The sequence below is a fragment of the Bacillus thuringiensis genome, from assembly GCF_001455345.1.
GTDB classification, from domain to species: domain Bacteria; phylum Bacillota; class Bacilli; order Bacillales; family Bacillaceae_G; genus Bacillus_A; species Bacillus_A thuringiensis_N.
In genome coordinates this window covers 1,597,845-1,619,036 of sequence record NZ_CP013274.1, presented here as the reverse complement: position 1 = coordinate 1,619,036, position 21,192 = coordinate 1,597,845, and the positions used below count along the sequence as shown (strand labels likewise).

Below are 21,192 nucleotides of genomic sequence, written 5' to 3'. Positions count from 1 at the left end.
TAATAATATTGTAATAAAAAAATGAATATATTGTTAAACTGTTATTTTTTTATATTTATTAATTCGAATTTTTAGTTGACACCCGCTATGACAGGGATTACAATAAATCTCGAAATTGATTTTTTCGCATATTACCGTTTTTCAATTTGCAGAAAAGTCAATATAAAAAAATGGGGGTTCTTAATCATGAGAATTAATACAAACATTAATAGCATGCGTACGCAAGAGTACATGCGCCAAAACCAAGCAAAAATGAGCAATTCTATGGACCGTTTATCAAGCGGTAAACGTATCAACAATGCTTCTGACGATGCAGCAGGTCTTGCAATCGCAACTCGTATGCGTGCACGTGAAAGCGGATTAGGTGTTGCTGCTGATAACACGCAAAACGGTATGTCTTTAATCCGTACAGCTGACTCAGCAATGAACTCAGTATCTAACATCTTACTTCGTATGCGTGACATCGCCAACCAATCTGCAAATGGTACGAACACTAATGAAAACAAATCTGCATTACAAAAAGAATTTGCTCAATTACAAAAACAAATTACTTACATTGCAGAAAATACACAATTCAATGACAAAAACTTATTAAACGAGGACAGCGAAGTTAAAATCCAAACGCTAGATTCAAGTAAAGGCGAACAACAAATCACTATCGATTTAAAAGCTGTTACACTTGAAAAATTAAATATTAAAGATATTGCTATCGGTAAAGCTGATGCTGCTGATAAACCAGTTACTCCTGGTGCTACAGTTGATCAAAAAGATCTTGATTCAGTTACAGACAAAATTGCAGCCCTTACAGAAACTTCATCAAAAGCTGATATCGATGCAATTCAAAGCTCTCTTGATAATTTCAAAGCTAGCATGACTCCAGAAGATGTTAAAACACTTGAAGACGCTCTAAAAGGTTTCAAAACAGGACAAGCTAATCCTGCAGATGCCGGTGTAGATGCGATTCAAGATGCTTTATCAAAAGTTAAACTTCCTACAGCTACAGCAGCAGCACCAGCAGCTGACGCTGATAAATCTGATGCATTAGCTGCAATCGCTGCAATTGATGCTGCTCTTACAAAAGTTGCTGACAACCGTGCAACTTTAGGTGCTACATTAAACCGTTTAGACTTTAACGTAAACAACCTGAAGAGCCAATCTTCTTCTATGGCTTCAGCTGCTTCTCAAATCGAAGACGCTGACATGGCGAAAGAAATGTCTGAAATGACTAAGTTCAAAATCTTGAACGAAGCTGGTATTAGCATGCTTTCTCAAGCAAACCAAACTCCACAAATGGTTTCTAAATTATTACAATAAACCATTTGAGTTAGTTTCATGAATAAACCTCTCTGCTTGCGGAGAGGTTTATTTTTTATAAAACCTTCCTTTTTTTGATGGAAGAGAGTATCCGCTTAGAGGAGAATCTGTCATTGCTTATCTTGCCCCCTCTTATGTTAAAACGCAAATAGCAAATGAGCATACGCCTTTTAATCTTTTCATGACCTTTTATTATCTTTAGAACACTAACTATATCAATCTATAAGGAGTGTCTATTATGCGTATTGGTACGAACGTTTTGAGTATGAATGCTAGGCAATCACTATATGAGAATGAAAAACGTATGAATGTTGCGATGGAGCATTTGGCGACTGGTAAGAAGTTAAACCATGCTTCTGATAATCCAGCTAATGTTGCAATTGTGACTCGTATGCATGCACGAGCGAGTGGTATGCGTGTGGCGATTCGTAATAATGAGGATGCAATATCAATGCTACGTACAGCAGAAGCTGCTCTTCAAACTGTGATGAATATTTTGCAGCGTATGCGTGATTTAGCTGTTCAATCTGCAAATGGTACAAATTCAAATAAAAACCGTGATTCGTTAAATAAAGAGTTTCAGTCTTTAACAGAGCAAATTGGCTATATCGGCGAGACGACTGAGTTTAATGATTTATCCGTATTTGACGGACAAAACCGGCCTGTTACGTTAGATGATATTGGTCATACAGTAAATGTAACGAAACATATCTCCCCTTCCCCTACACAACATGACATCAAGATTTCAACAGAACAAGAAGCAAGAGCTGCCATTCGTAAAATTGAAGAGGCTTTACAAAATGTATCACTTCATCGTGCTGATCTTGGGGCTATGATGAAGCGTTTACAGTTTAATATTGAAAATTTAAATAGCCAAAGTATGGCCCTAACAGATGCTGCATCTCGAATTGAAGATGCGGATATGGCGCAGGAGATGAGTGATTTTTTAAAGTTTAAATTGTTAACCGAAGTTGCGCTTAGTATGGTTTCACAAGCTAATCAAATACCGCAAATGGTTTCCAAGTTACTACAATCTTAAAAAATCATCTTCCTTCTTTGGAACGATTCCATACAAAACAAAAGGGAAATACATATAAACTATGTATCTCCCTTTTGTTTTGTACCCAAATTTTATTACTGCGTTACAGTCATAACCTGCCCACTACGATCGACCATAATTTTCATTTTACCGTCTTGTGCGTTATATAGCCCTAATTTATGCAAATCTTGTTTACATTCTTTTACGAAGAAAGGCAATGTGCGAATTTGATCGATATCCGAGCTCGTAATGAAATGAATTAAATGATGCGTCATTTCTTTTATATCATGAACAAGCTCTTCCTTTTCTCGCTTGATCCTTTCATTTTCAGCTCGTAATACATGCAATTCGCCTTCGAGACCACGTGCGTTCTTTTCATCTTTTGAACGCTCTGCAGCCATGCTAGAAAGCTTATAGATTCCATCCATGAACTGATGTAGTTCATACTCTTTTCTTTCACTACACTGACTAATCGTTTCGAAATTATCAACAATACCAGATATAACTGTTACAAGATTTTTTTCGGTCTCTGTATTTGGAACTTCATTTCTTAATTCTTGTTTGTTTTCTTTTTTCATTTCAACAATTGGTTCTTTTACAGGCGTATATTTTCGCTTTCGTCCTGGTTTTTGTTTTTCAATATTTTCAAACGGTATTTCACATTTTTTTAATTTGTAATACGTATTTTGCAATTGACTTTCTGTTTTTTGAAAAAGATTTAGTTCTTTTTTACTAACGTATTTTGAAATATTAATAATGTTTAAACCGTGACGTTGGGAAAATTGATACACTTCATACAGTAACTCTAGCTCAGACTTCAGCCATGTAATCGCTGATTTTTCATATGCTCGCATCCCACCATGTTTTTCTATATCTATTTGAAATAATACCATTCTATTATATAAATCAACTAGTTCTTCATATTTTACTTGGAATTGTTTTTCTATTTTTTTAAATTCCGCTTCTAGTTGCATATCGTTCATTTTATTATTTGACATGTTTTGTAAAAGACTTAATACATTGATTGCTGTGTGGTGATACATAATCTGTGTCACTCCCCCTCATCCTTTCACAATTCTCATCTGACTCCCATGTCTTCTCAGAAAATAGCATTTTTTCATATCCATATTATAACATTTCGAAATTATCTGTCAAATATTAAACATACAAAAATGTATAGAAAGTATAGAAATAGAAAAATTATTTTTAATTAATATGTATAATTACATATTAATTATATTATATGGTATTTCGAATGTATTTTCACCGAAAAAGTTTGCGTTACTACGCAACCTTACTAGCATATTCCAAAAATACGCTCTCTTATATTTTCAAATAAACAAGCCCGCTATTTATTCATTAAACGAATTGAAAATATCGAAGTAGAGACTATTCATACAGCCACAAACACTCCAGAAACGTTTAATCTTTCTACCTGTACAGTAGAGTATTGAATGCAAAAAAGGAACTAGCCAGTACTACTTATACGTGGCTAGTTCCCTCCTCCCTACTAAAAAAATAGAGTTGTATATCAGTTCTTCAAACCCTCAATTAAAGGCTCTTTTCTTCTACTGACCTAAAACCACTCCATATATCTGGTCTCACATCGCATAGGGCTCTATTTGGCACTGACCGCTCTACGCATGGTTAGAGCTTCTATTCCAGCTAAAAAAAGCTTTTCAAAACGTTTTTTACAGCACTAACTTATCAACTAAACCAATTAGCTCTTGAATATCTGGCTTACTTACTTGAGCATTTGCCCCTACAGCTTCGCCTTTATGGAATAATTCATTTGTAATTAATGAAGAGAAAATAATGACCGGTAAACGATTCATTACTTCACTATCTTTAACCACTTTCGTTAAATGGTGTCCGTCCATTTTCGGCATTTCAATATCAGTAATTAGCAAGTGAATATGTTCAAACATTTTTTCCCCTTGCTCTTTCGCTAATTTTTCAATTTGTGCTAACGCTTCTGCACCATTGCTGAAGAAATTCATTTTCGTATATCCAGCTGATGATAATGTTTCTTCTAATATTTGGCGAAGCATTGCTGAATCCTCTGCAATATAAATCACTTTTTCAGCTCGATCTGTTTTCTGTTCTAACCCTGCAAGTGATTTATTGTCATAACCAGTACCACTAATTTCACATACAATTTTTTCATAATCTAATAGCAAAATGATTTGCCCATCTAGCTTTACAATACCAGATGTCGTTTCTTCTAGTCCCATAGACAATGAAGCTGGTTCATCAATTTGTTCCCAAGAAATACGTTGAATACGATGCACTTCATCAACACGGAAAATAACTTTCATTTGGTTTAATTCAGAGATAATAAATTTCGTTTGATCAAGTGGCTTTGTCGATTTTAAATTAAGAGCTGTCGCTAAGTTAATAACTGGTAAAATTTCACCACGTACTTGAACAACACCTTCAACTGCATGATGAGATTCTGGCACAGTTGTAACAGGGAATGGATTAATGATTTCACGTACTTTCATTACATTAATACTAAACAGGTTTTCACCAACAGTATATGTAACAATCTCTAATTCATTTGTTCCGCTTTCTAATAAAATACTTTGTGCTTGTGACATAAAGGTGTCGCTCCCCTTCCATTAATTCCGTATATCTAATTATTAAGCTTTATAAAAGAGAAAAAGTCAACTATCTATATAAAAAATATAGATAGTTGGACGATTCATTTATTTAAAAAGACAATTAATCTTGTATAAACGAAGCAAGTGCCTCTAATAACACTTCTTGTGCTCCTACAATTTCTGTCGGCATTGCTTCCCACTTTTTCGAAAGCTCCGTTTCTACCCTTATTCTTAGCTCCGAATCCATTTCTTCTAGCACATATTCTTTCGTCGCTATATCAACATCAAGTAGCGCAAGTGCATATAATTCTGGATCATTTATTTTTTTAAATAATTGTTTCAATATAGCTGGTGCTATATGTTTTAATTTTTCAATATGAATTTCCTTATCCGAAAACAGTAACTCATATTGAATAAACGTAACATTTTCTTTAATCACTTTAAAATAGCAATTATTTTTTTTATCATTTACAAAATAACCGTTCGGATCTGCAATAATACTCTCTACTTTACGAATTAAATCTGGCAAACTACTCGCCGCCATTACAGTCCGCTGCTCAACCTCACTTGGCGAAATGAATGTAACGCGATACTTATTTTGCGCCATCCTCCTCACCTCTCCTTTTATAGAAATCTATCGTCACATACTATTGAAAGGCACTGGTTTGCTATAAAACGATTAACCATCCCAGTAACCTTCCATAGATCCATTTTTGCAACTACACTTCACTTACAACTTCTCAAACTACTCTAGTAGCTCTCCATATCTCTGTCCTTACACATCGGTCGAGCACCCAAATAGGCACTGACCGCTACCACATACCGCCAGATCCTCTCTCAAAACCTAGAAAAGGCTTTTAAAAGCTTTTTAAGAGCTTTTCAATAACTCGATGTTATTGAACCAAAATGCAATCTGCTGATCCGTTATCCCTGATAGTGTAATAAAGAACTCACGGCATTTCATCTCGTCCTTAAACAGTTGATACTTCCATTCTCCTTCGCTACCAACACTTACGAAATAAAACTCATGAATACGGCCAATGATTGATTGCTTCTCGCCAAATGAATATGGAGGTACTTGCTTAATTTCAAATTGATCAGGTAAATATATATGCTCTTCTCGTTCCATTTTTAACACTTGCTCAGCAAGTTCACGTTTATTTTCGAAAAAAGGCAATTGTAAAATTCGCTCTTGTCTTGTCGTCATACGAATAAAAAACCCTTTCTACTACATTACAATTTTACTTTATGATATATTATCGAATTAAGTTTACAACTTCATTTAATACTTCATCTGACACTTTAATTACTTTCGCATTTCCTTGGAATCCACGTTGATAAAGCATTAAATCAACAAATTCTACAGATAAATCTACGTTTGAACTTTCTTTTGCTGACCCTCGTACATTCCCTGCACCATTCTCACCAGCAACACCTATTCCTGGAATACCCGCTGATGGTGTCGCAACGTAATTTCCATTTCCTGTTTTCATTAATCCACCTGAATTCGGGAATGTAGCTACAGCTAGTTGTCCTACAACTTTCATACTACCATCTGAATATTTCATCATAACGAAACCACCGTCAGAAATAGAATAGTCATTTGCAATTGCAGCTGGGCGCCCCGTTACTTCTGTGGTAGAAATAGTTTTCCCTGTCGGATAATTTGTTAATCCACTTAAATCAAGTGTTAGACCACTACCAAAAGGAATTTTAATAGATCCACCATTAGTAATTTCACCAGTTACTGGATCCTTTTGTACAGGTTCATCTGTTTGCTTTAAATTTCCTAATGTATCAAATATAAGGGGTTTATCGTCCGGCATGCCTTCAATAGGCTTAAATTCTTTTTCGTTTTTAGAATCATTTCTTACAGAAACTGAATATGTATATTCACCTGCCTTCGGTTTTTTAACTTCTTTACCATCTACCATCTCTGATTCAGTCTTTTGCTTAATATTTACACGTAACGTTAATGAGTTTCCTTCCGCATCAAAAACTGTGAATTCGTGAGATAATTCATTTTGGTTTCTAGGAAGGTTTCCCCCTATTGTCGCTTTATCTGTTTGAATCCCACCAACAGCTGATCCCATCGGAATATGAATTGGGCTTGGTCGTGAAGAAAAATCTATTTCTTGTGTTCCTGTTTTCACACCATAACCCAGTACATACTGTCCACCTGTATTTGTAACATAGCTATCTTTCGATACACTAAAAGACCCTTTTCTCGTATACTCTACATTTCCAGCATTACGATCACCAACTAAAAACAAACCATTTCCTTCTATCGCTGTCTCCATCTTATCACTAGTTAAAGTAATAGAACCATCACTAAAATCTGTAGATGTCCCACTGAACTTTACACCGTTACCAATACTCTTTGGATTCGTACCAGCATAGGCACCATCACCACGTGAACCAACCGTATTATTATATAGCAAATCATCAAAAATAGCCTTTTGCTTTTTATATCCAACTGTTTGTGCATTTGCTATATTATTTGAAGTAACACTTAATGCATTTTGTGCTGCATTCATCCCTGTAATACTTGTATATAACGCTTTAATCATAACCTTTGTACACTCCTTTTATTAATCTGGCTTAACCTCTTCATTTTTTTCTATATCATCTTTCTTCTCATCTTCCGGATTAGTTTCTGTTATTGGTTTATCAGAAACCCTTTCTATGAAACGAAGTGAGACAACTTGATTATCAACAATAAGTTGCACATCGTTATTTTCAGCAAGTCGAACTGTTTCCACTTGACCAGTCACTTGCTTTCCATTATTGCTTACACCTCTAACGTACTTTCCTAAAAACTTCATCCCTCCATCAAGAGCTGTCGAATACATCGTTGATTGCAGTTTATCTACCGCTTTCGTCATATTCTGTACTTGCTCCATAAGCGATAGCTGTGCTGTTTGGTTCATCATTTGGTTCATATCCATCGCATTAAACGGGTCTTGATGTTGAAAGCTTGCTAAGAAAAGTTTCAGGAAATCATCTTTATCCATAATACCGGGTGTTTTTTGAGTACTTGCTGATACTCCGTTTGCTTGTTGAGCTGTCGACTGTGCACCAGTAACAGATGCGTTTTTTGTTTGTGCTCCTGCTTGTAACGGAATATGATTTGTACTCGTTGTATTTAATCCAACTGTTGGCACACTTTATTCCTCCAATAATCCCGCAAATTCTTTTGCATGTTGTTTTTCATGTTTCGTACTTGCTAATTTTTGTTTTTGTCTTTGCTCTTGTTCTCGCTGTTCTTTACGGTTTTCATCTTTATCTGAATAGCTAATTTGAATATTGATTTCTTTTTCCTTTAACTTTAGTCTCAATTCATCGAAAATGATTTCAACACGTTTTTTCGCATCATGTTTTTCCATTTCTACGTGAACATCAATTTGATCTCCATGTTTTTTCATAAACACTGTTAATGTACCAAGTTTTTCTGGATTTAACTGGAACAAAACACGTTCTTGTTTCACTACAAACTTTTGCAGTGCTTCTACTTGTGCTTCCATTTTCTTTCCTAAGTCAGGCAATGAAACTTTCTCAGCGCCACTATTGGATTTTCCTACTTGGTCGGTACTCGTTGCTTTATTTAATAACTCCGCACCCGCAGAACTTGAATCGTTGAATACATCACCTTCTGGCAACTCTATCTTTACATCATCGCTCTCAGCTTTCGGAAGATCTCCATCTAATTCTTTGGACTCTTCTTGTTTCTTTGCAATATTACAAGTTTCTGTTTCTACCACTTTCAATACTTGCATCGTTTGCTCTGGCATCGTCACTTTATCTAACACCGTTTGCATTGTATCTTCTAAACATATAGCATTTTTGATATTCATATTGGAAAGAAGCTCTTGTAACTGTTGTAATTCAGCTGCAGGTAATTCGTTAAGTTTTATATTTCCATATTCTTTATACAGCTCTTGTATTTTTTGTATGTATTGATATAACAATTCTGGCTGCACACGTAATTGTTCAATTGCAACCATTTGCTCAGATACAGCTAATAACAACTGTTCTGTCTCTTTTTTTTCTTCTTTCTTTACAATTGGCTCTTCTTTCGTTACTGCTTGTTTAGAAAGAATATATTCTTTTTTTTCTTCTTTTGGTGCTTCTTCTTGTTTCATTTTCTCCGTTTTCGGCTGCTTTTTATTTTCCATTCTCATCGTACGATCGAATGAAGAATCTTCACTTTTTGATTGTACTTCTAGCCCTTTTTCTTTTTGCGGAGGTAAACTTTGTTGCACCGGTAATACAGACTGTATCACTATATTCACCTCATCCATTCATACACATTTTCAAATCAAGAAGCATCTTTTCTTCCTGCTTTTCTCGTACTTTCGCAAGCTTTTTACAATCTTCTTGATACATCTCATCAATGACACGTTCTTTTTCTTTTACTTGTTCTAAAAGGCTTTCATTTTTTCGAATAAAATCTTCCGTTTTTTTAATTTTCCGATTCCATTCTTCTATTCTTTCAGGTGAAAACGTATGTGAGGAAAGCATACCTGCCATTATACGTTGCCCAGTTTGTACGACTTTACTACGCGATTTTACTACATATAAATCATATTCTTTTTTTTGTTCTATTTTTCTTTTTTCAGCTGTTAATTCATACACTTCTTTCAAAATCTGTTCTTTTTCTTGATTTATTTGCAATTTTATCGTGTCGTACTGCTGCTTATCCACCTGTTTTCATAGCCCCTTCCTATTATAACGCTCTCTTTTTCTATTATATAGTTTTTTTCCAAAAAAATCTGTGAAATATTAAAAAACAAAAAAATAAGACCTCTTGGGCAGAGGTCTTATACGATATGGTGCATCGCTTCAACAATATCATCAAATTGGAAACGATCAGATCGACCTTGTTTTAAAAACGTATTTATACCTTCTACTTTGTTTTTACATTCAAAAATATAAGCATTCTCTGCATTTTCTTGAATCGTCCCTAATTTAAAATACAATTCATTTTCTTTATAAACAGATAAGATTTTTCTCATTTCATTTGCAAGTTTCCAATGGTTAGATGACACGATCTCTTCCATAATCCTACTTACTGAATCTAACACTGAAATGGCGGGGTAATGACTGAGCGTTGCAAGTTCACGCTTTAATACAATATGCCCATCTAAAATACCACGTGCTAAATCTGGTACAGGTCCGTTTAAATCATCCCCATCAACGAGTACAGTATATATACCTGTTATAGATCCCTTTTGCGTTTTCCCTGAGCGCTCTAACAGCTTCTTCATATAACTTTCCATTAAGAGTGTTTTACCACCGATTGGCAACTCTTTAACGGCAATATCAACACTTCTACGTGCATCAGCAAAACGAGTAACAGAGTCCATCATAAGTAGTACGTTATTGCCTTGGTCTCGGAAATATTCAGCAATAGATGTTGCAAGCTTAGCTGCACGAAGTTGCATAAGATGACTTTCATCTGACGTCGCTACAACAACGACGCTTTTCTTCATACCTTCCTCGCCCAATTCTTTTCGAATAAAGTCCTTTACTTCTCGGCCACGCTCTCCCACTAAACTAATAACGTTTATATCAGCTTTTGCATTTTTAGCAATCATTCCGAGTAAAGTAGATTTACCAACACCTGATCCAGCAAAAATACCAATCTTTTGACCGATACCAATTGTTAGCATAGAATCAATAGATTTAATTCCCGTTTCAAATACGTCAGTAATCTCTTCACGTTCAAATGCATGAATAGGCGGAGCATCTAACTTTATTTTTTGCAATGGCATGTTTTCAGCGTTCTCATTTAACACTTCACCATTTGCGCTTAACACTTTTCCGAGCAAATGATTACCACGAGGTATAACAACATCTTCTGCAATTAATGTAACTGAATCTCCGTAACATACTTTTTCTGTCTGTTCAAATGGGAGTAACATATTGTTTTCTTTTTCAATTGCAATTACTTCACATAAGACGCTATGTTCTCCAACGAGGCAAACATCACCGATTTTCGCCTTTGGTCCTTTCGCTACGAAAAACTGCTCTTGCACACTATGAACTTTACCGACTTTCGTATAAAACGGTGTTTCAATAAATGTATTCCACTTTTGGTTTTCATTCATTAACAGTCGATTCATACATTTTGCTCCTCAAACAACTTCTCTTCTTCCCATTTCTGGCGAAGTTTCGCGAATATAGGTGCAAATTTAAATTCAAAGAACTCTTTCTCTTCTTCTAGAACAAATTCACCGAACTGTAAGGAGAAATCATATTTCCATTCTACTAATTGTAGCAACCAATATTCTTTCGTATTTTCCTTCTCTTCTTGAATACGTTCAAATGTTTCGGGATGTACGGTAATGACTAACTTTTCAAACGAAGTAGGCAACGTTTGAACGATGCCAGTTAAAATAGGTAACACATCAAGCAATCTAGCATCTACTGCTTGATTCACAATTTTTTCTGCTAGTTGAAAAGACTGATCCCATAATAATTCTGTCCATTCATATGCTGTTTCTTGTTGCCCTTTTTGAAACTGTATATGTGCCGATTCTATCTCTTTCATTTGCTGCTGAACATGCATTTGAAATTGTTCTTGATCATGTAATAACTGCTGACGCTCTCGTTCTAACATTTGCTGCTCTTGCCTTAGTTGATTCAGTTCAGTATGTAATGATTGTTGCTGTGCAAGAAGCTCTTCATGGTCCACCTGTATTTCTTCTTCTACTTGAACTGGTATTGGTTTTGGAAATTGTAATTCATACGTTTCTTCAGAAAAAGAAACAGAATTCTTCGGAATTCTGTTTTTAAATAAGGACATCATCTTCACCTCTTTGAACGATAATTCTTCCTTCCTTCTCTAGCTTTTTCACTGTGCCTGTAATCGTTTGCTGTGCCTTTTCAGCATCCGTCATCTTAAGCGGTCCTAAGCCATCTAATTCTTCTAGAATCATCTCTTTACGGTTTGAAGACATACATGTAAATAATTTCTCTTTAATTTCTTCTTTTGCAATTTTAAGTGCTTTCGCAATAACACCGTTATCTGTAATTTCTTCTAATACACGACGAAGTGCAAGATCTTCAAGTCCGAGTAAGTCTTCAAATACAAACATGTTTTCTTTAATTTTCTCAGATAACTCATAATCCATTTCATCCAGCTTTTGAAAGACTGTTTTTTCAACACCTCGTGAAACATTATTTAAAATGTTTACTATTGTTTTCAAGCCATCCGTTTTATTAATTGCATTAAATGCCATATTATTTAATTTTGATTTTAATAAATCACCAATTTGATTTATTAATTCACCATCAACTTGCTCTAGCTTCGCAATCCCCATTACCGTTTCTACTCGCTTATGATCTGGTAATCTCTCAATTAATTGAGAAGCAAGCTGCGGTTTAATATAAGAAGCGATAATCGCAATCGTTTGTGGCGATTCATCATTAAGTACAGTAAGAAGCGGTTCTAAATCTGTAAGTGAATTTAAGAATTCAAACGGATTATCTTTGTTATACCAAAGATCTTCCAATAATTTTTCTAGTTCGTCTTCTGGCATATTTTTAAATATGCGACGAATATATTCTTTATCCGGAGTCACTAGGTTTAATTCTTTTACATTTAATTCATACAAGAACTCCCCTAGTACATTTTCTAACGTTTCCGGTTTATATACACGAAACTTCGCGATTTCACGAAGTAATACTTCTTTTTCCTCAGCCGTCATATATTCAATGACTTTTGCTGCCACCCCTTCTTCTAATGTACGAATAAGGATGGCAGCTTTTTCTTTGGAGGAGATTTCATCTAACATTGTTGTTCCTCCCTTACTGTCCATTTAACCATTTTTTAATTACTTTTGCAGTTCCTTCTACATGTTCTTTCGTAGCGTCATGCACTTGTTCATCTAACGTTGGTTCTTTCGGTTCCTCTGGTTCTGGTTTTGGCTCTGGTACTATTTTTTCTTCAGGAATTTCCATGATACTTTCATTACTTGCAGCAATTTCCTCTTCTGCTAAGTATTCTTCATATTCCTCTTCTTCTTTCTTTCTCTTACGTCTTGCTAATAAGAACCATACTAGACCACCAATCGCTAATAAACCAGCTGGAATTCCACCGAATAACCACCAGTTTATACCGCTTTCTTCTGGTTCTTTCTTCTTCTCTTCTTTCGGCTGATCAAACTGAACAGTTACAACGTTAACTTGACCGTTTGTAAAGTTCCCATTTGGATCAGCTTGAAGCCCAGCTGCTGTACCGATTGCTTCTTTGAAAGTAGTCATATCCATTTTTCGTTTTACTAACGTATCATTGTCTACCCATACTACAACATTTGTTTTCGTTAATTCTGGATGTTTCTTAATCGTTTCAACCGTTTTATCTATTTCATAGTTTTCAATTTTGTTACCATTTTTATTATCATAGACGATTTTACCATTTTGATTATTGTTCGTACCGTAATTTGGCACTTCACCGTTCGCTGTAATACCAGCACCTTGTTTTGTCTCTGCTCCTTCTTGCGCAGTAGAGCTTTCTTCTTGCTCTTGTTTACTACGAAGTACACCTTTATCACCATATTTTTCTGACTGGCGTGTAACTTCATCATAGTTTACAGATACTTTCGTATTCACTTTATATTCATTCGGTTTAAACATTGTCATTAATGTTGCGTCAATATCTTGCTTTAATTTACCTTCAATTTGATGTTGCATCTCTACTTCTTTTTCATAAGAAGAGGAACTAGTAGAATGCGCTTCATCTGCTCCTTTTGAGATAATACCTTTTTTGCTATCAATCACGCTTACTTCTTCTGCTTTCACGCCAGGAACTGCAGCACTAATCATTTGCTGTATACCCGCAACTTGATCAGCAGTTAATAATTGGCCACGCTTCACTCCAACCGTAATCGCAGCTGTTCCTTTTGCTTTTTCTTCATCAAAAATTGTCTCTTTTTCAGGTAATGTAATTTGAACATTTGCCGTTTCAACTGTCGCAAAGTTTCTTACAATATCTTGCTCCAATTGCTTTTTCGTGCCGACAATTTGCTTCATTTTTTTATCTTGCTCACTTGAACCGAGCGAGCTTTCTAATAAAATTTCCTCACCACTTTTAGAATTAAACGGTAAGCCCATCCCATTCATTTCTTTTCGAACCCATGGAGCATCATTTTTTTGCACACGAATCGATCCATCGGCCGCTAACTGATAATCGACACCTAACTTTGATAATTCTGCTGTAATCTCTTGCTTATCTGCATCATTTAAATTTTGATATACAACAACATATTTATCTGGCAAGGTGAAGTATAAAAGTGCTCCTGTTACAATCGCTAAAAGCGCAGCACCGATTACTAACTTATGCCACGTTTTTAACGATTGGATAACATTTTTCATCTTTTCCATTTAAACACACCCGTCCACTTTCCTAAATTTGCATATTAATTAGTGACTTATAATTTTCAATAAGATTATCACGTACGAGAGCAGCCGTTTTCATTTGAGATTCAGCCTTCTTCTGCTGAATTAAAACGTCATGCGTTTCTCCTACCCCTTTAGTTAGTAAATCATATACTGCTGTTTGCGCATTGTTTTGCGTTTGATTCATATCTTCCAATAAATCAATAAACTTTTTCCCTTCAACTACAGATGTTTGAGAAGTTTTCGGTGCACCAATTGACTGAATTGCTCCAAATGGTTGCGTATTTAGCATTGGTTGGATTTTCATATTACTATATTCCCCCTTATCCTCGGCCGATTTCTAAATCTTTATCAAGCATTTTTTTATTCGCATTTAATACACTTGTATTCGCTTCATACATTTTTTGAGCAACCATTACATTCGTCATTTCAGCAGTCACATCAATATTTGGATAACGTACATATCCTTCTTCATTCGCATGTGGATGTGTTGGGTCATACACTAAGTTTTCAGTTTTATCTGCTTCAATACTTTTTATTTTTACCCCATTAGTAGGAGACCCATCTAACATATTTGCAAACCTATTGTTTGATTCTAGTACTACACTACGACGCTCATATAAATTTGCCCCCGGAGCAGCCGTTGTATTTGCATTTACAATATTGTTCGAAGTAACTTCCATCCACTTTCTCGCTGTCGTTAGTCCTGAGCCACTTGCATTAATTGCCTGAAACATCATTGTCTCTCCTTCTACTTTTAACGTCCGCGAGCTGCTTGGTTAATTGCATATTGTGTATTAATCGCGTTAATTGAAATACCGTATAACTGATTTGCTTTCATTAAATCTAGCATTTCTGTCGTTACATCCACACTATTTCCATCTTTATTCGTTTGCATTGACTTCGTTTGAATCTTTGCATATGTATTTTTCGTATTCACTGTCGGTAAGTGCATTTCATTCGTTTGATATAACTCTGGATTACTCTTTAAGTCTGCAACATTGTTTTTATATAATGCACTACTTTTATTCATTTGCTCAGCAAATGCTACATCTTGTGCTTTATAGCCGGGTGTATTCGCATTTGCAATATTACTAGAAACAGTATTTCGTTTCGTCACTAAATAATTCATATAATGGCCTACATCACTCACTAAATCTGGCATATTCCACACCCTTTCTTTTTTAACTTAATAATCCACTGATGGAAGTTTCACTTCATTATTTATTTTCTTATATGTGTTTATTAAAATATTAACAATCATGTACCCTTACATATTTTATTCCATTTTTCCATTGTTGTCTTTAGAAAAATACAAAAATATAAAAAAGAATACAAAAAAACTGTATGCACGCAATAATCTATGAAACATTTCAATATATGATCTACACACTAAAGTCCATTTTCACATTATTTAGATTACTACTATTTTTTCATTACAGTCATAAAATGAAACCTCAATCAGCGGAGGTCTTTATTTAAACAAAGGAATGGATCCCCTCTTAAAAGGGGAATCCGTTTCTAAACTCTATCACTAAAATTTACCGTAAAATGAATTAGCTTTCATGCGCCCATCATTTGTCATAATCATTTCTTCCAAAATCTTTTGCTTATCTCGAATATGCTGCGCCGCCTTAATAATGAATGGACTTACTTCTGCTGCAACTTGCGCACGCGTTTCTTCATCCAATGTCATCATCCAGCGATTTAACATCTCACTCTTCTCAGCAAACTCTCCATCCGACACTTGCAATTCACCGATTTCATTAAAACAGCTGACAAACGTCCGATAAATATCATTGTTCATTTCCAAGTGCTCCGCGGTAACCATCTATTAAATCTTGTAACACTTTCACAATCGCATCCATGTCTTTTGCTTCACGCGTTACTTTCATCGTTTGAATTTGAATGCTAATCCAATCATATAAGCCATATAAACTATCATATAAATCTTTCGTAATTTCAGGATTTAATTGAAGCTTTAATTCTTCAAAAATACGTTCTAACTTTTCAAGAAGCGCATCTCCTTCTTGTATTTTAAAAGCATTCAACAGTTCTTCTAAATTACGAAACTCTACAATACATCTTTCATAAATAAAAATTGTATTTTTAATCGGATTACTCGTCATAATATCATTTTGCATATAACGTTGCCATGCTTGCATACAATCACTTCCTTACCTTTCATTAATCATCACTTTTTTGTTTTGTCATTGCTTTAATTGTTTTTAATTGGCTATCAAGCGCCGCTAATGTACTCTCTAGCTTTTGATACTTCTTCACAATTTCATCTTGTTTTTGCAAATTTTGCGTTTCAATATCTTTAATCTTTTTATCTAAATCACTTACACGTGAATCAATGTTTTTTACTCGTTCTCCAACTACACCTTTATCACCAAATAACTTATCAAGTGGTTCTTCCATCATTTTTCCTAAACCGTTAGAACTAAAGAAAAATTGCTTTGCTGCATCTGGCTTCTCTTTTAGTGCTTGTGTTAATTTTTCATCATTAACTTCCATCGTTCCATCTTGCTTTAATTGAATTCCAAATGAGAATAAGTAATTACCATCTTGTGAAAATGTTACAACATTGTTCATAGCTTGACGCACACTTTGCATAATAGCTTGCCCTTGGAAGGCTCCACCTTTACCAGCAAAGATATCTACTGTAGAAACAGCTTTATTATAATCCGCAACCATTTTTTTAATAACATTTGCTGCGTCTGTTACGTTTGAGTCACTTACTGTGAATTTTAGATCTATGCCTTTTGCTTTTGGTTCTGTTGTTGTACCTGCATCTGACGTTCCTTCTACTTTCGGCTCAGTTACTTTTAACAATTCAATTTTTACGCCTGGAAGAGCTTCAATTGTATTGCTAGGACTTTTACCTTCAATACCATTAATAGTATATTTTGCATCTAATGCTTCGTTAATAGTATTTAATTTCATTTCCGTGGCAAGTGGGTCTTTTCCTTCCACTTTCGAATAAAACAAATCTGTAAGTACATTAGGCGGTGTCTTTTCTAATTTAATTTCATTCATTGCCCCTTCTTTTTTCGAAGTCATGAAAATTTTATCTCCAAGTGTATAAGCCGATACACCATAATCTCCGTCATTAATTTTATTAATTAAATCCTTATATGTCATATCAGTTGTTACTTTTAATTCTTTATCACCTAGTTTTATTGTTTCATCTTTAGGAAGCTTCGCATTTATATCAGTAACCTTATTAGAGGCTATTTGATGACGCTGTGCGAGCTGAGTAATCGTCATATTAAAAGTGCCAGCAATCGCACCACCATCAGCTTTTACATCTATATAGCCTTCTTGCGTTGTCGTTACTTTTTTTTCATTCCCTTTAAAAGCCGCTAGGTTTTTAAAAGTTTGTGTGAAAGAGCTAAATTCCGATTTCAAACTTGTATATAATAGTTTATCATTTGTAAGATCATTCTTTTCTTTCGTATACGGTGTTTTCCTCATATCTAACGCTTGCAGCTCTAATTCTACTAGGTTAGAAGTATCGATCATATTATTTCCAAGGTTCCAAATCTGTTGTCTACCACCAATACCTGTCATCGTTGTTCCTGCCATTTTTCTCACTCCTTGTATATTACATGTAGTCTAAAATACTCGTTTTACTCATCGTACTAACTGCTTTAAGCGTCGCTTCATACGTCGCGTTTATATACGCTAAATCAGAGATTGCTACCGCTAAATCAACATCTTCAATTTCTTTACGATTTTCTTGAAGCGCTAAATTTTGTTCACTTAAAATCGTTTTAAATGTCTCCATTGTGTTCATTGTCGAACCAACTTCAGTTGTACGGTTAATGATGCCATCTAGGTTTTTCTTATTTTCTCCTAATAACGGCTGTAACGCTTTTTGGTCACCGTTTTGCATCGCTTCACTTATCTGTTTTAATGTTTTTATAACAGGGGATAATAACGCTTCGCCGTTACGAAATGCTTTTAATTCATAACCGTCATTTAGTTGCCAGTTCACATCATTTTGTCCACCTTGATACGTACCATCTTCTGTAAATGGTGGTTTCTCTGTACTATCACCACCGAAAATATAACGACCTTGCTCTTTCGTATTCGCTAAATATACAACTTGTTTTAAAATTTGATCAATCTCTGCACCGATGGCCTTCAATTCTTTTTCACCATTTTGCTCACTTAACGCCTGCAACATTAATTGATCTGTTCTCGTTACAGATTTCAAAACACCTTGTAAAGTATTCTCAGTTTGTGTTAATACATTTTTCGAATCCGCTAAATCTTTTTGCATTTGTTCAATATTCGCCAATGAATGTTGAATCGCAAATGATTTACTTGCTGCAAGTGGATCTTCACTCATAAAAAGGTTTTTCTTCCCTGAAGTTACTTGATTTCGGTGGTATTGTTGTTGCACATTCAAATCCATTAACTGATTCTTTGCCCAGCTTGCATTTTGAAATGTAGATACTCTCATTTCTATCTCCTCCTTATATATTTCCAATCAATTACTATCATTTATCGAATAATCGAAAATAGACTATCAAACACTTCATTCATCGTAGTAATAGCTTTAGAGTTTGCAACGAAATATTTTTGGAAGGCCATTAAATTAACCATTTCCTCTTCCATATTAACGCCTTCAACACCCATCTTTTCTTGCTGAATCCCCTCTAATAAATCTCCATGAATTTTTTGATAAGCATTCACTGCACTTTTATCAGATGCAACACCAACTACGAATTGGTCTAATGCTTGTTTATAAGAAAGACCTTCTTTATAATTCCCATCTGTAATTGCTGCTAGTTTATTTGCTGTTTCAGCTGATATTTTCATTTTCGAAACATCTTTTGCAAATTCAGGGTTTAATTTCATATCTTTCGCTTGATCTCCAACGAAGAACTCTTTCCCCATTACTGTGTTCACTTCATTCTTTACAGAACTCATTAGTTCTTCAAGGTTTTTCTTATAACTAGCAATCTTCGCTTTCGTATCGATCGCTGATTGGATTGCTCCACTCGTTAAAGGAATTTCCGAACCATAAATTTCAGCAGTCATTGGTTCCTTTTCTTTATTTAATTGAAGCGGATATGTATCCTGTCCATTTACTGTTAAAACACCATTCATTCTAACACTTGCAATATTAGGATTCATAGATTCATAAGACACTTCTATATTTGCATACTTAGACATTTCTGTAATGATTCGATCACGTTCATCCAAAAGTTGATTTGGCACTTGTGTACCTGCTTGTCCAATTTTTTTATTCGCTTCCGCTAAACTACCAGCAAGACGATTAAATTCATTGACATGCGCTTCAATATCTTCTGTCGTTTGTGCTTCTGCTGTATCTAAGCTTTTTGCCAAACGATTTACTTGACTTGTAAACTTCCCAGTTTCAGAAATTAATGTATCATAGTAATTTGGTTGTTCTGGATTTTTTGCAACTTCACGAAAGGCATTAAAGAAGCCATCCATTAAACTAGATAATGAATTCTTTCCTGTCGTTCCAACCATAGATTCTACACGTGATAAAGTCGAATTCATGTAGTTATAGTATGAGAGTTGGGATAATTGATCGTTAAACTGTTTCGTCTTCACTTCATCTGTAATACGATCAACGCCTAACGTTTGTACACCGTAACCTATTTTTTGTTCCGGTGAATAGCCCTGACTTGCTCCAGCCGATCCGTAATTCACCATTTGACGCACATAACCAGGCGTATGAATGTTTGATAAATTTTGTTTCGTCGTTTGTAACCCCATTTGTGCCGCTAACAAACCCGATAACGGCGTATTATAATCAGATAGTCTCATAACGTTTCACTTCCCCTTTACAATAGTTCGTTCATAAAGATTTGTGAATTATTGTTTCGCTCTAAATTATATTCAGAAACGGAATCCACAATACTTTCTGTAGTTTTTAATAGTACGTTTAAGTAATATTGATTTTTCAAAAGAATCATTTTTACATTCTCTTCTAATTCAGCTACATTTTTTTGTAATTCTTCCATTTTTTTAATTTCTTCGTTAGAAAAATGCAAAAATAATGCACTTACACGAAAAGGTTCGATTCCCTTTTCTTTACAAAACTGAACAACCATTTCTTCAAATGAACTTGATAACTTTTTTAAACCATCAATGTACTGCAATTGCTCTACTTGTAACTTTTGAACAGCATTTACATTTTTATGTTTTAAATCCTCATATATTTGTTCTCCAAGCGCTTGAATGTTTTCATATGCTTTTTGAATAATAACGAGCTTTTCATATAATTGTATGTACATATCGTTTCCTTCCCTTTTACAAGACTAAATTTACAATTAAACCGTGGATTTCTCCAATCTGATTTAACATTTCTAAATGTCCCGTTTTCGTATTAATTAAATTCATAACATCTTCTAACTCATTTAATCCCATTTCCGCCTGTTTCACAATCGTCATTTTCTGTGAATAGCCATAACGTGGATGACGTGACATGACATCTTTATATTGCAATACATTATCTACGTAAAAATTCAAAAATGATTTTACTGTATTTTTGTATTCCATTACATTATCAAGCGTTAATTCCATTTCAATTTTCTCTTTAATTTCTCCAATGTTATCAACAAATGCTTCCATTTGTTCTAGCAATTTATCTTTTTTCGGATCTGCATGCAAATTATCCGAAAATGCAAGTCCTGTCCTGACATTTGCTTCTTTCGGCATTTGAGTAGCAGGCGGTATATGCGATAAAATTGGATTATGCGAGATCGAACGTAGCATATATATATCACCTATTTATTTTTTTATTTCTTCCTAAACTTAATCGTAAAATCCAGTTATTTATAATTA

General features: G+C 34.7%; 24 protein-coding genes. 2 read left to right on the top strand and 22 right to left on the bottom strand.

Annotation, left to right across the window (positions count from 1 at the left end):
• The first annotated feature begins 186 nt into the window (after positions 1–186).
• Entirely contained in the window at positions 187–1,314 is a 1,128-nt protein-coding gene (locus ATN06_RS08640) for a flagellin N-terminal helical domain-containing protein (RefSeq protein ID WP_060630289.1), read from the top strand.
• A gap of 238 nt (positions 1,315–1,552) precedes the next feature.
• On the top strand, positions 1,553–2,353 hold the full coding sequence (locus ATN06_RS08635) for a flagellin N-terminal helical domain-containing protein (protein WP_060630288.1): 801 nt from the start codon (positions 1,553–1,555) through the stop codon (positions 2,351–2,353).
• A gap of 95 nt (positions 2,354–2,448) precedes the next feature.
• On the opposite strand, the gene ATN06_RS08630 is transcribed toward ATN06_RS08635, so the two are convergent.
• The 22 genes from ATN06_RS08630 to ATN06_RS08525 all read right to left on the bottom strand — a co-directional run bounded on the left by ATN06_RS08630 (position 2,449) and on the right by ATN06_RS08525 (position 21,123).
• Positions 2,449–3,396, bottom strand: coding sequence for a DNA-binding domain-containing protein (locus ATN06_RS08630; protein ID WP_060630287.1), 948 nt, complete (start codon positions 3,394–3,396; stop codon positions 2,449–2,451).
• Between the two features lie 648 nt (positions 3,397–4,044).
• A complete protein-coding gene (locus ATN06_RS08625) occupies positions 4,045–4,953 on the bottom strand; it encodes a chemotaxis protein (protein WP_000075958.1) in 909 nt (302 codons plus the stop codon).
• A 124-nt stretch (positions 4,954–5,077) separates the two neighbouring features.
• Positions 5,078–5,563 carry a hypothetical protein gene (locus tag ATN06_RS08620; protein WP_000068318.1) on the bottom strand — a complete coding sequence of 162 codons (486 nt, stop codon included), beginning with the start codon at positions 5,561–5,563 and terminating at the stop codon, positions 5,078–5,080.
• Between the two features lie 261 nt (positions 5,564–5,824).
• Positions 5,825–6,163: a DUF3964 family protein gene (locus ATN06_RS08615; RefSeq protein WP_000213336.1), complete on the bottom strand. Its 339-nt coding sequence runs from the start codon at positions 6,161–6,163 to the stop codon at positions 5,825–5,827.
• 49 nt (positions 6,164–6,212) lie between these two features.
• Positions 6,213–7,526 carry a flagellar hook protein FlgE gene (flgE, locus tag ATN06_RS08610; protein ID WP_060630286.1) on the bottom strand — a complete coding sequence of 438 codons (1,314 nt, stop codon included), beginning with the start codon at positions 7,524–7,526 and terminating at the stop codon, positions 6,213–6,215.
• Between the two features lie 21 nt (positions 7,527–7,547).
• Positions 7,548–8,120, bottom strand: a complete 573-nt coding sequence (locus ATN06_RS08605) for a flagellar hook assembly protein FlgD (protein WP_001143481.1) — start codon at positions 8,118–8,120, stop codon at positions 7,548–7,550.
• Between the two features lie 3 nt (positions 8,121–8,123).
• Positions 8,124–9,239, bottom strand: a complete 1,116-nt coding sequence (locus ATN06_RS08600; RefSeq protein WP_060633109.1) for a flagellar hook-length control protein FliK — start codon at positions 9,237–9,239, stop codon at positions 8,124–8,126.
• 10 nt (positions 9,240–9,249) lie between these two features.
• Positions 9,250–9,660, bottom strand: coding sequence for a hypothetical protein (locus tag ATN06_RS08595; protein ID WP_000360874.1), 411 nt, complete (start codon positions 9,658–9,660; stop codon positions 9,250–9,252).
• Between the two features lie 116 nt (positions 9,661–9,776).
• On the bottom strand, positions 9,777–11,081 hold the full coding sequence (gene fliI, locus ATN06_RS08590; protein ID WP_060630285.1) for a flagellar protein export ATPase FliI: 1,305 nt from the start codon (positions 11,079–11,081) through the stop codon (positions 9,777–9,779).
• Complete coding sequence (locus ATN06_RS08585; RefSeq protein WP_060630284.1) at positions 11,078–11,764, bottom strand: FliH/SctL family protein; 687 nt, start codon at positions 11,762–11,764, stop codon at positions 11,078–11,080. Before ATN06_RS08585 ends, fliI begins: the two co-directional genes overlap by 4 nt.
• Complete coding sequence (locus tag ATN06_RS08580) at positions 11,751–12,755, bottom strand: flagellar motor switch protein FliG (RefSeq protein WP_000883361.1); 1,005 nt, start codon at positions 12,753–12,755, stop codon at positions 11,751–11,753. The genes ATN06_RS08585 and ATN06_RS08580 overlap by 14 nt, the downstream gene beginning before the upstream one ends.
• 13 nt (positions 12,756–12,768) lie before the next feature.
• Complete coding sequence (locus ATN06_RS08575; protein ID WP_060630283.1) at positions 12,769–14,343, bottom strand: flagellar M-ring protein FliF C-terminal domain-containing protein; 1,575 nt, start codon at positions 14,341–14,343, stop codon at positions 12,769–12,771.
• A gap of 22 nt (positions 14,344–14,365) precedes the next feature.
• Positions 14,366–14,665, bottom strand: coding sequence for a flagellar hook-basal body complex protein FliE (gene fliE / locus ATN06_RS08570; RefSeq protein WP_000701682.1), 300 nt, complete (start codon positions 14,663–14,665; stop codon positions 14,366–14,368).
• Positions 14,666–14,681: 16 nt separating this feature from the next.
• The gene (gene flgC / locus ATN06_RS08565) at positions 14,682–15,095 is read right to left on the bottom strand and encodes a flagellar basal body rod protein FlgC (RefSeq protein WP_060630282.1); all 414 of its coding nucleotides are present in this window, start codon (positions 15,093–15,095) and stop codon (positions 14,682–14,684) included.
• A 20-nt stretch (positions 15,096–15,115) separates the two neighbouring features.
• Positions 15,116–15,523: a flagellar basal body rod protein FlgB gene (flgB, locus tag ATN06_RS08560; RefSeq protein WP_060630281.1), complete on the bottom strand. Its 408-nt coding sequence runs from the start codon at positions 15,521–15,523 to the stop codon at positions 15,116–15,118.
• A 369-nt stretch (positions 15,524–15,892) separates the two neighbouring features.
• On the bottom strand, positions 15,893–16,165 hold the full coding sequence (locus ATN06_RS08555; RefSeq protein WP_060630280.1) for a hypothetical protein: 273 nt from the start codon (positions 16,163–16,165) through the stop codon (positions 15,893–15,895).
• Entirely contained in the window at positions 16,155–16,523 is a 369-nt protein-coding gene (fliS, locus tag ATN06_RS08550) for a flagellar export chaperone FliS (RefSeq protein ID WP_060630279.1), read from the bottom strand. Before fliS ends, ATN06_RS08555 begins: the two co-directional genes overlap by 11 nt.
• Positions 16,524–16,545: 22 nt before the next feature.
• Positions 16,546–17,949 carry a flagellar hook-associated protein 2 gene (locus tag ATN06_RS08545; protein ID WP_000929300.1) on the bottom strand — a complete coding sequence of 468 codons (1,404 nt, stop codon included), beginning with the start codon at positions 17,947–17,949 and terminating at the stop codon, positions 16,546–16,548.
• 19 nt (positions 17,950–17,968) lie between these two features.
• A complete protein-coding gene (locus tag ATN06_RS08540; protein WP_060630278.1) occupies positions 17,969–18,832 on the bottom strand; it encodes a flagellar hook-associated protein 3 in 864 nt (287 codons plus the stop codon).
• 41 nt (positions 18,833–18,873) lie between these two features.
• Positions 18,874–20,172 carry a flagellar hook-associated protein FlgK gene (flgK, locus tag ATN06_RS08535; RefSeq protein ID WP_001239679.1) on the bottom strand — a complete coding sequence of 433 codons (1,299 nt, stop codon included), beginning with the start codon at positions 20,170–20,172 and terminating at the stop codon, positions 18,874–18,876.
• A 17-nt stretch (positions 20,173–20,189) separates the two neighbouring features.
• Positions 20,190–20,642: a hypothetical protein gene (locus tag ATN06_RS08530; protein ID WP_060630277.1), complete on the bottom strand. Its 453-nt coding sequence runs from the start codon at positions 20,640–20,642 to the stop codon at positions 20,190–20,192.
• 16 nt (positions 20,643–20,658) lie between these two features.
• On the bottom strand, positions 20,659–21,123 hold the full coding sequence (locus tag ATN06_RS08525; protein ID WP_000946323.1) for a YaaR family protein: 465 nt from the start codon (positions 21,121–21,123) through the stop codon (positions 20,659–20,661).
• Positions 21,124–21,192: the final 69 nt, after the last annotated feature.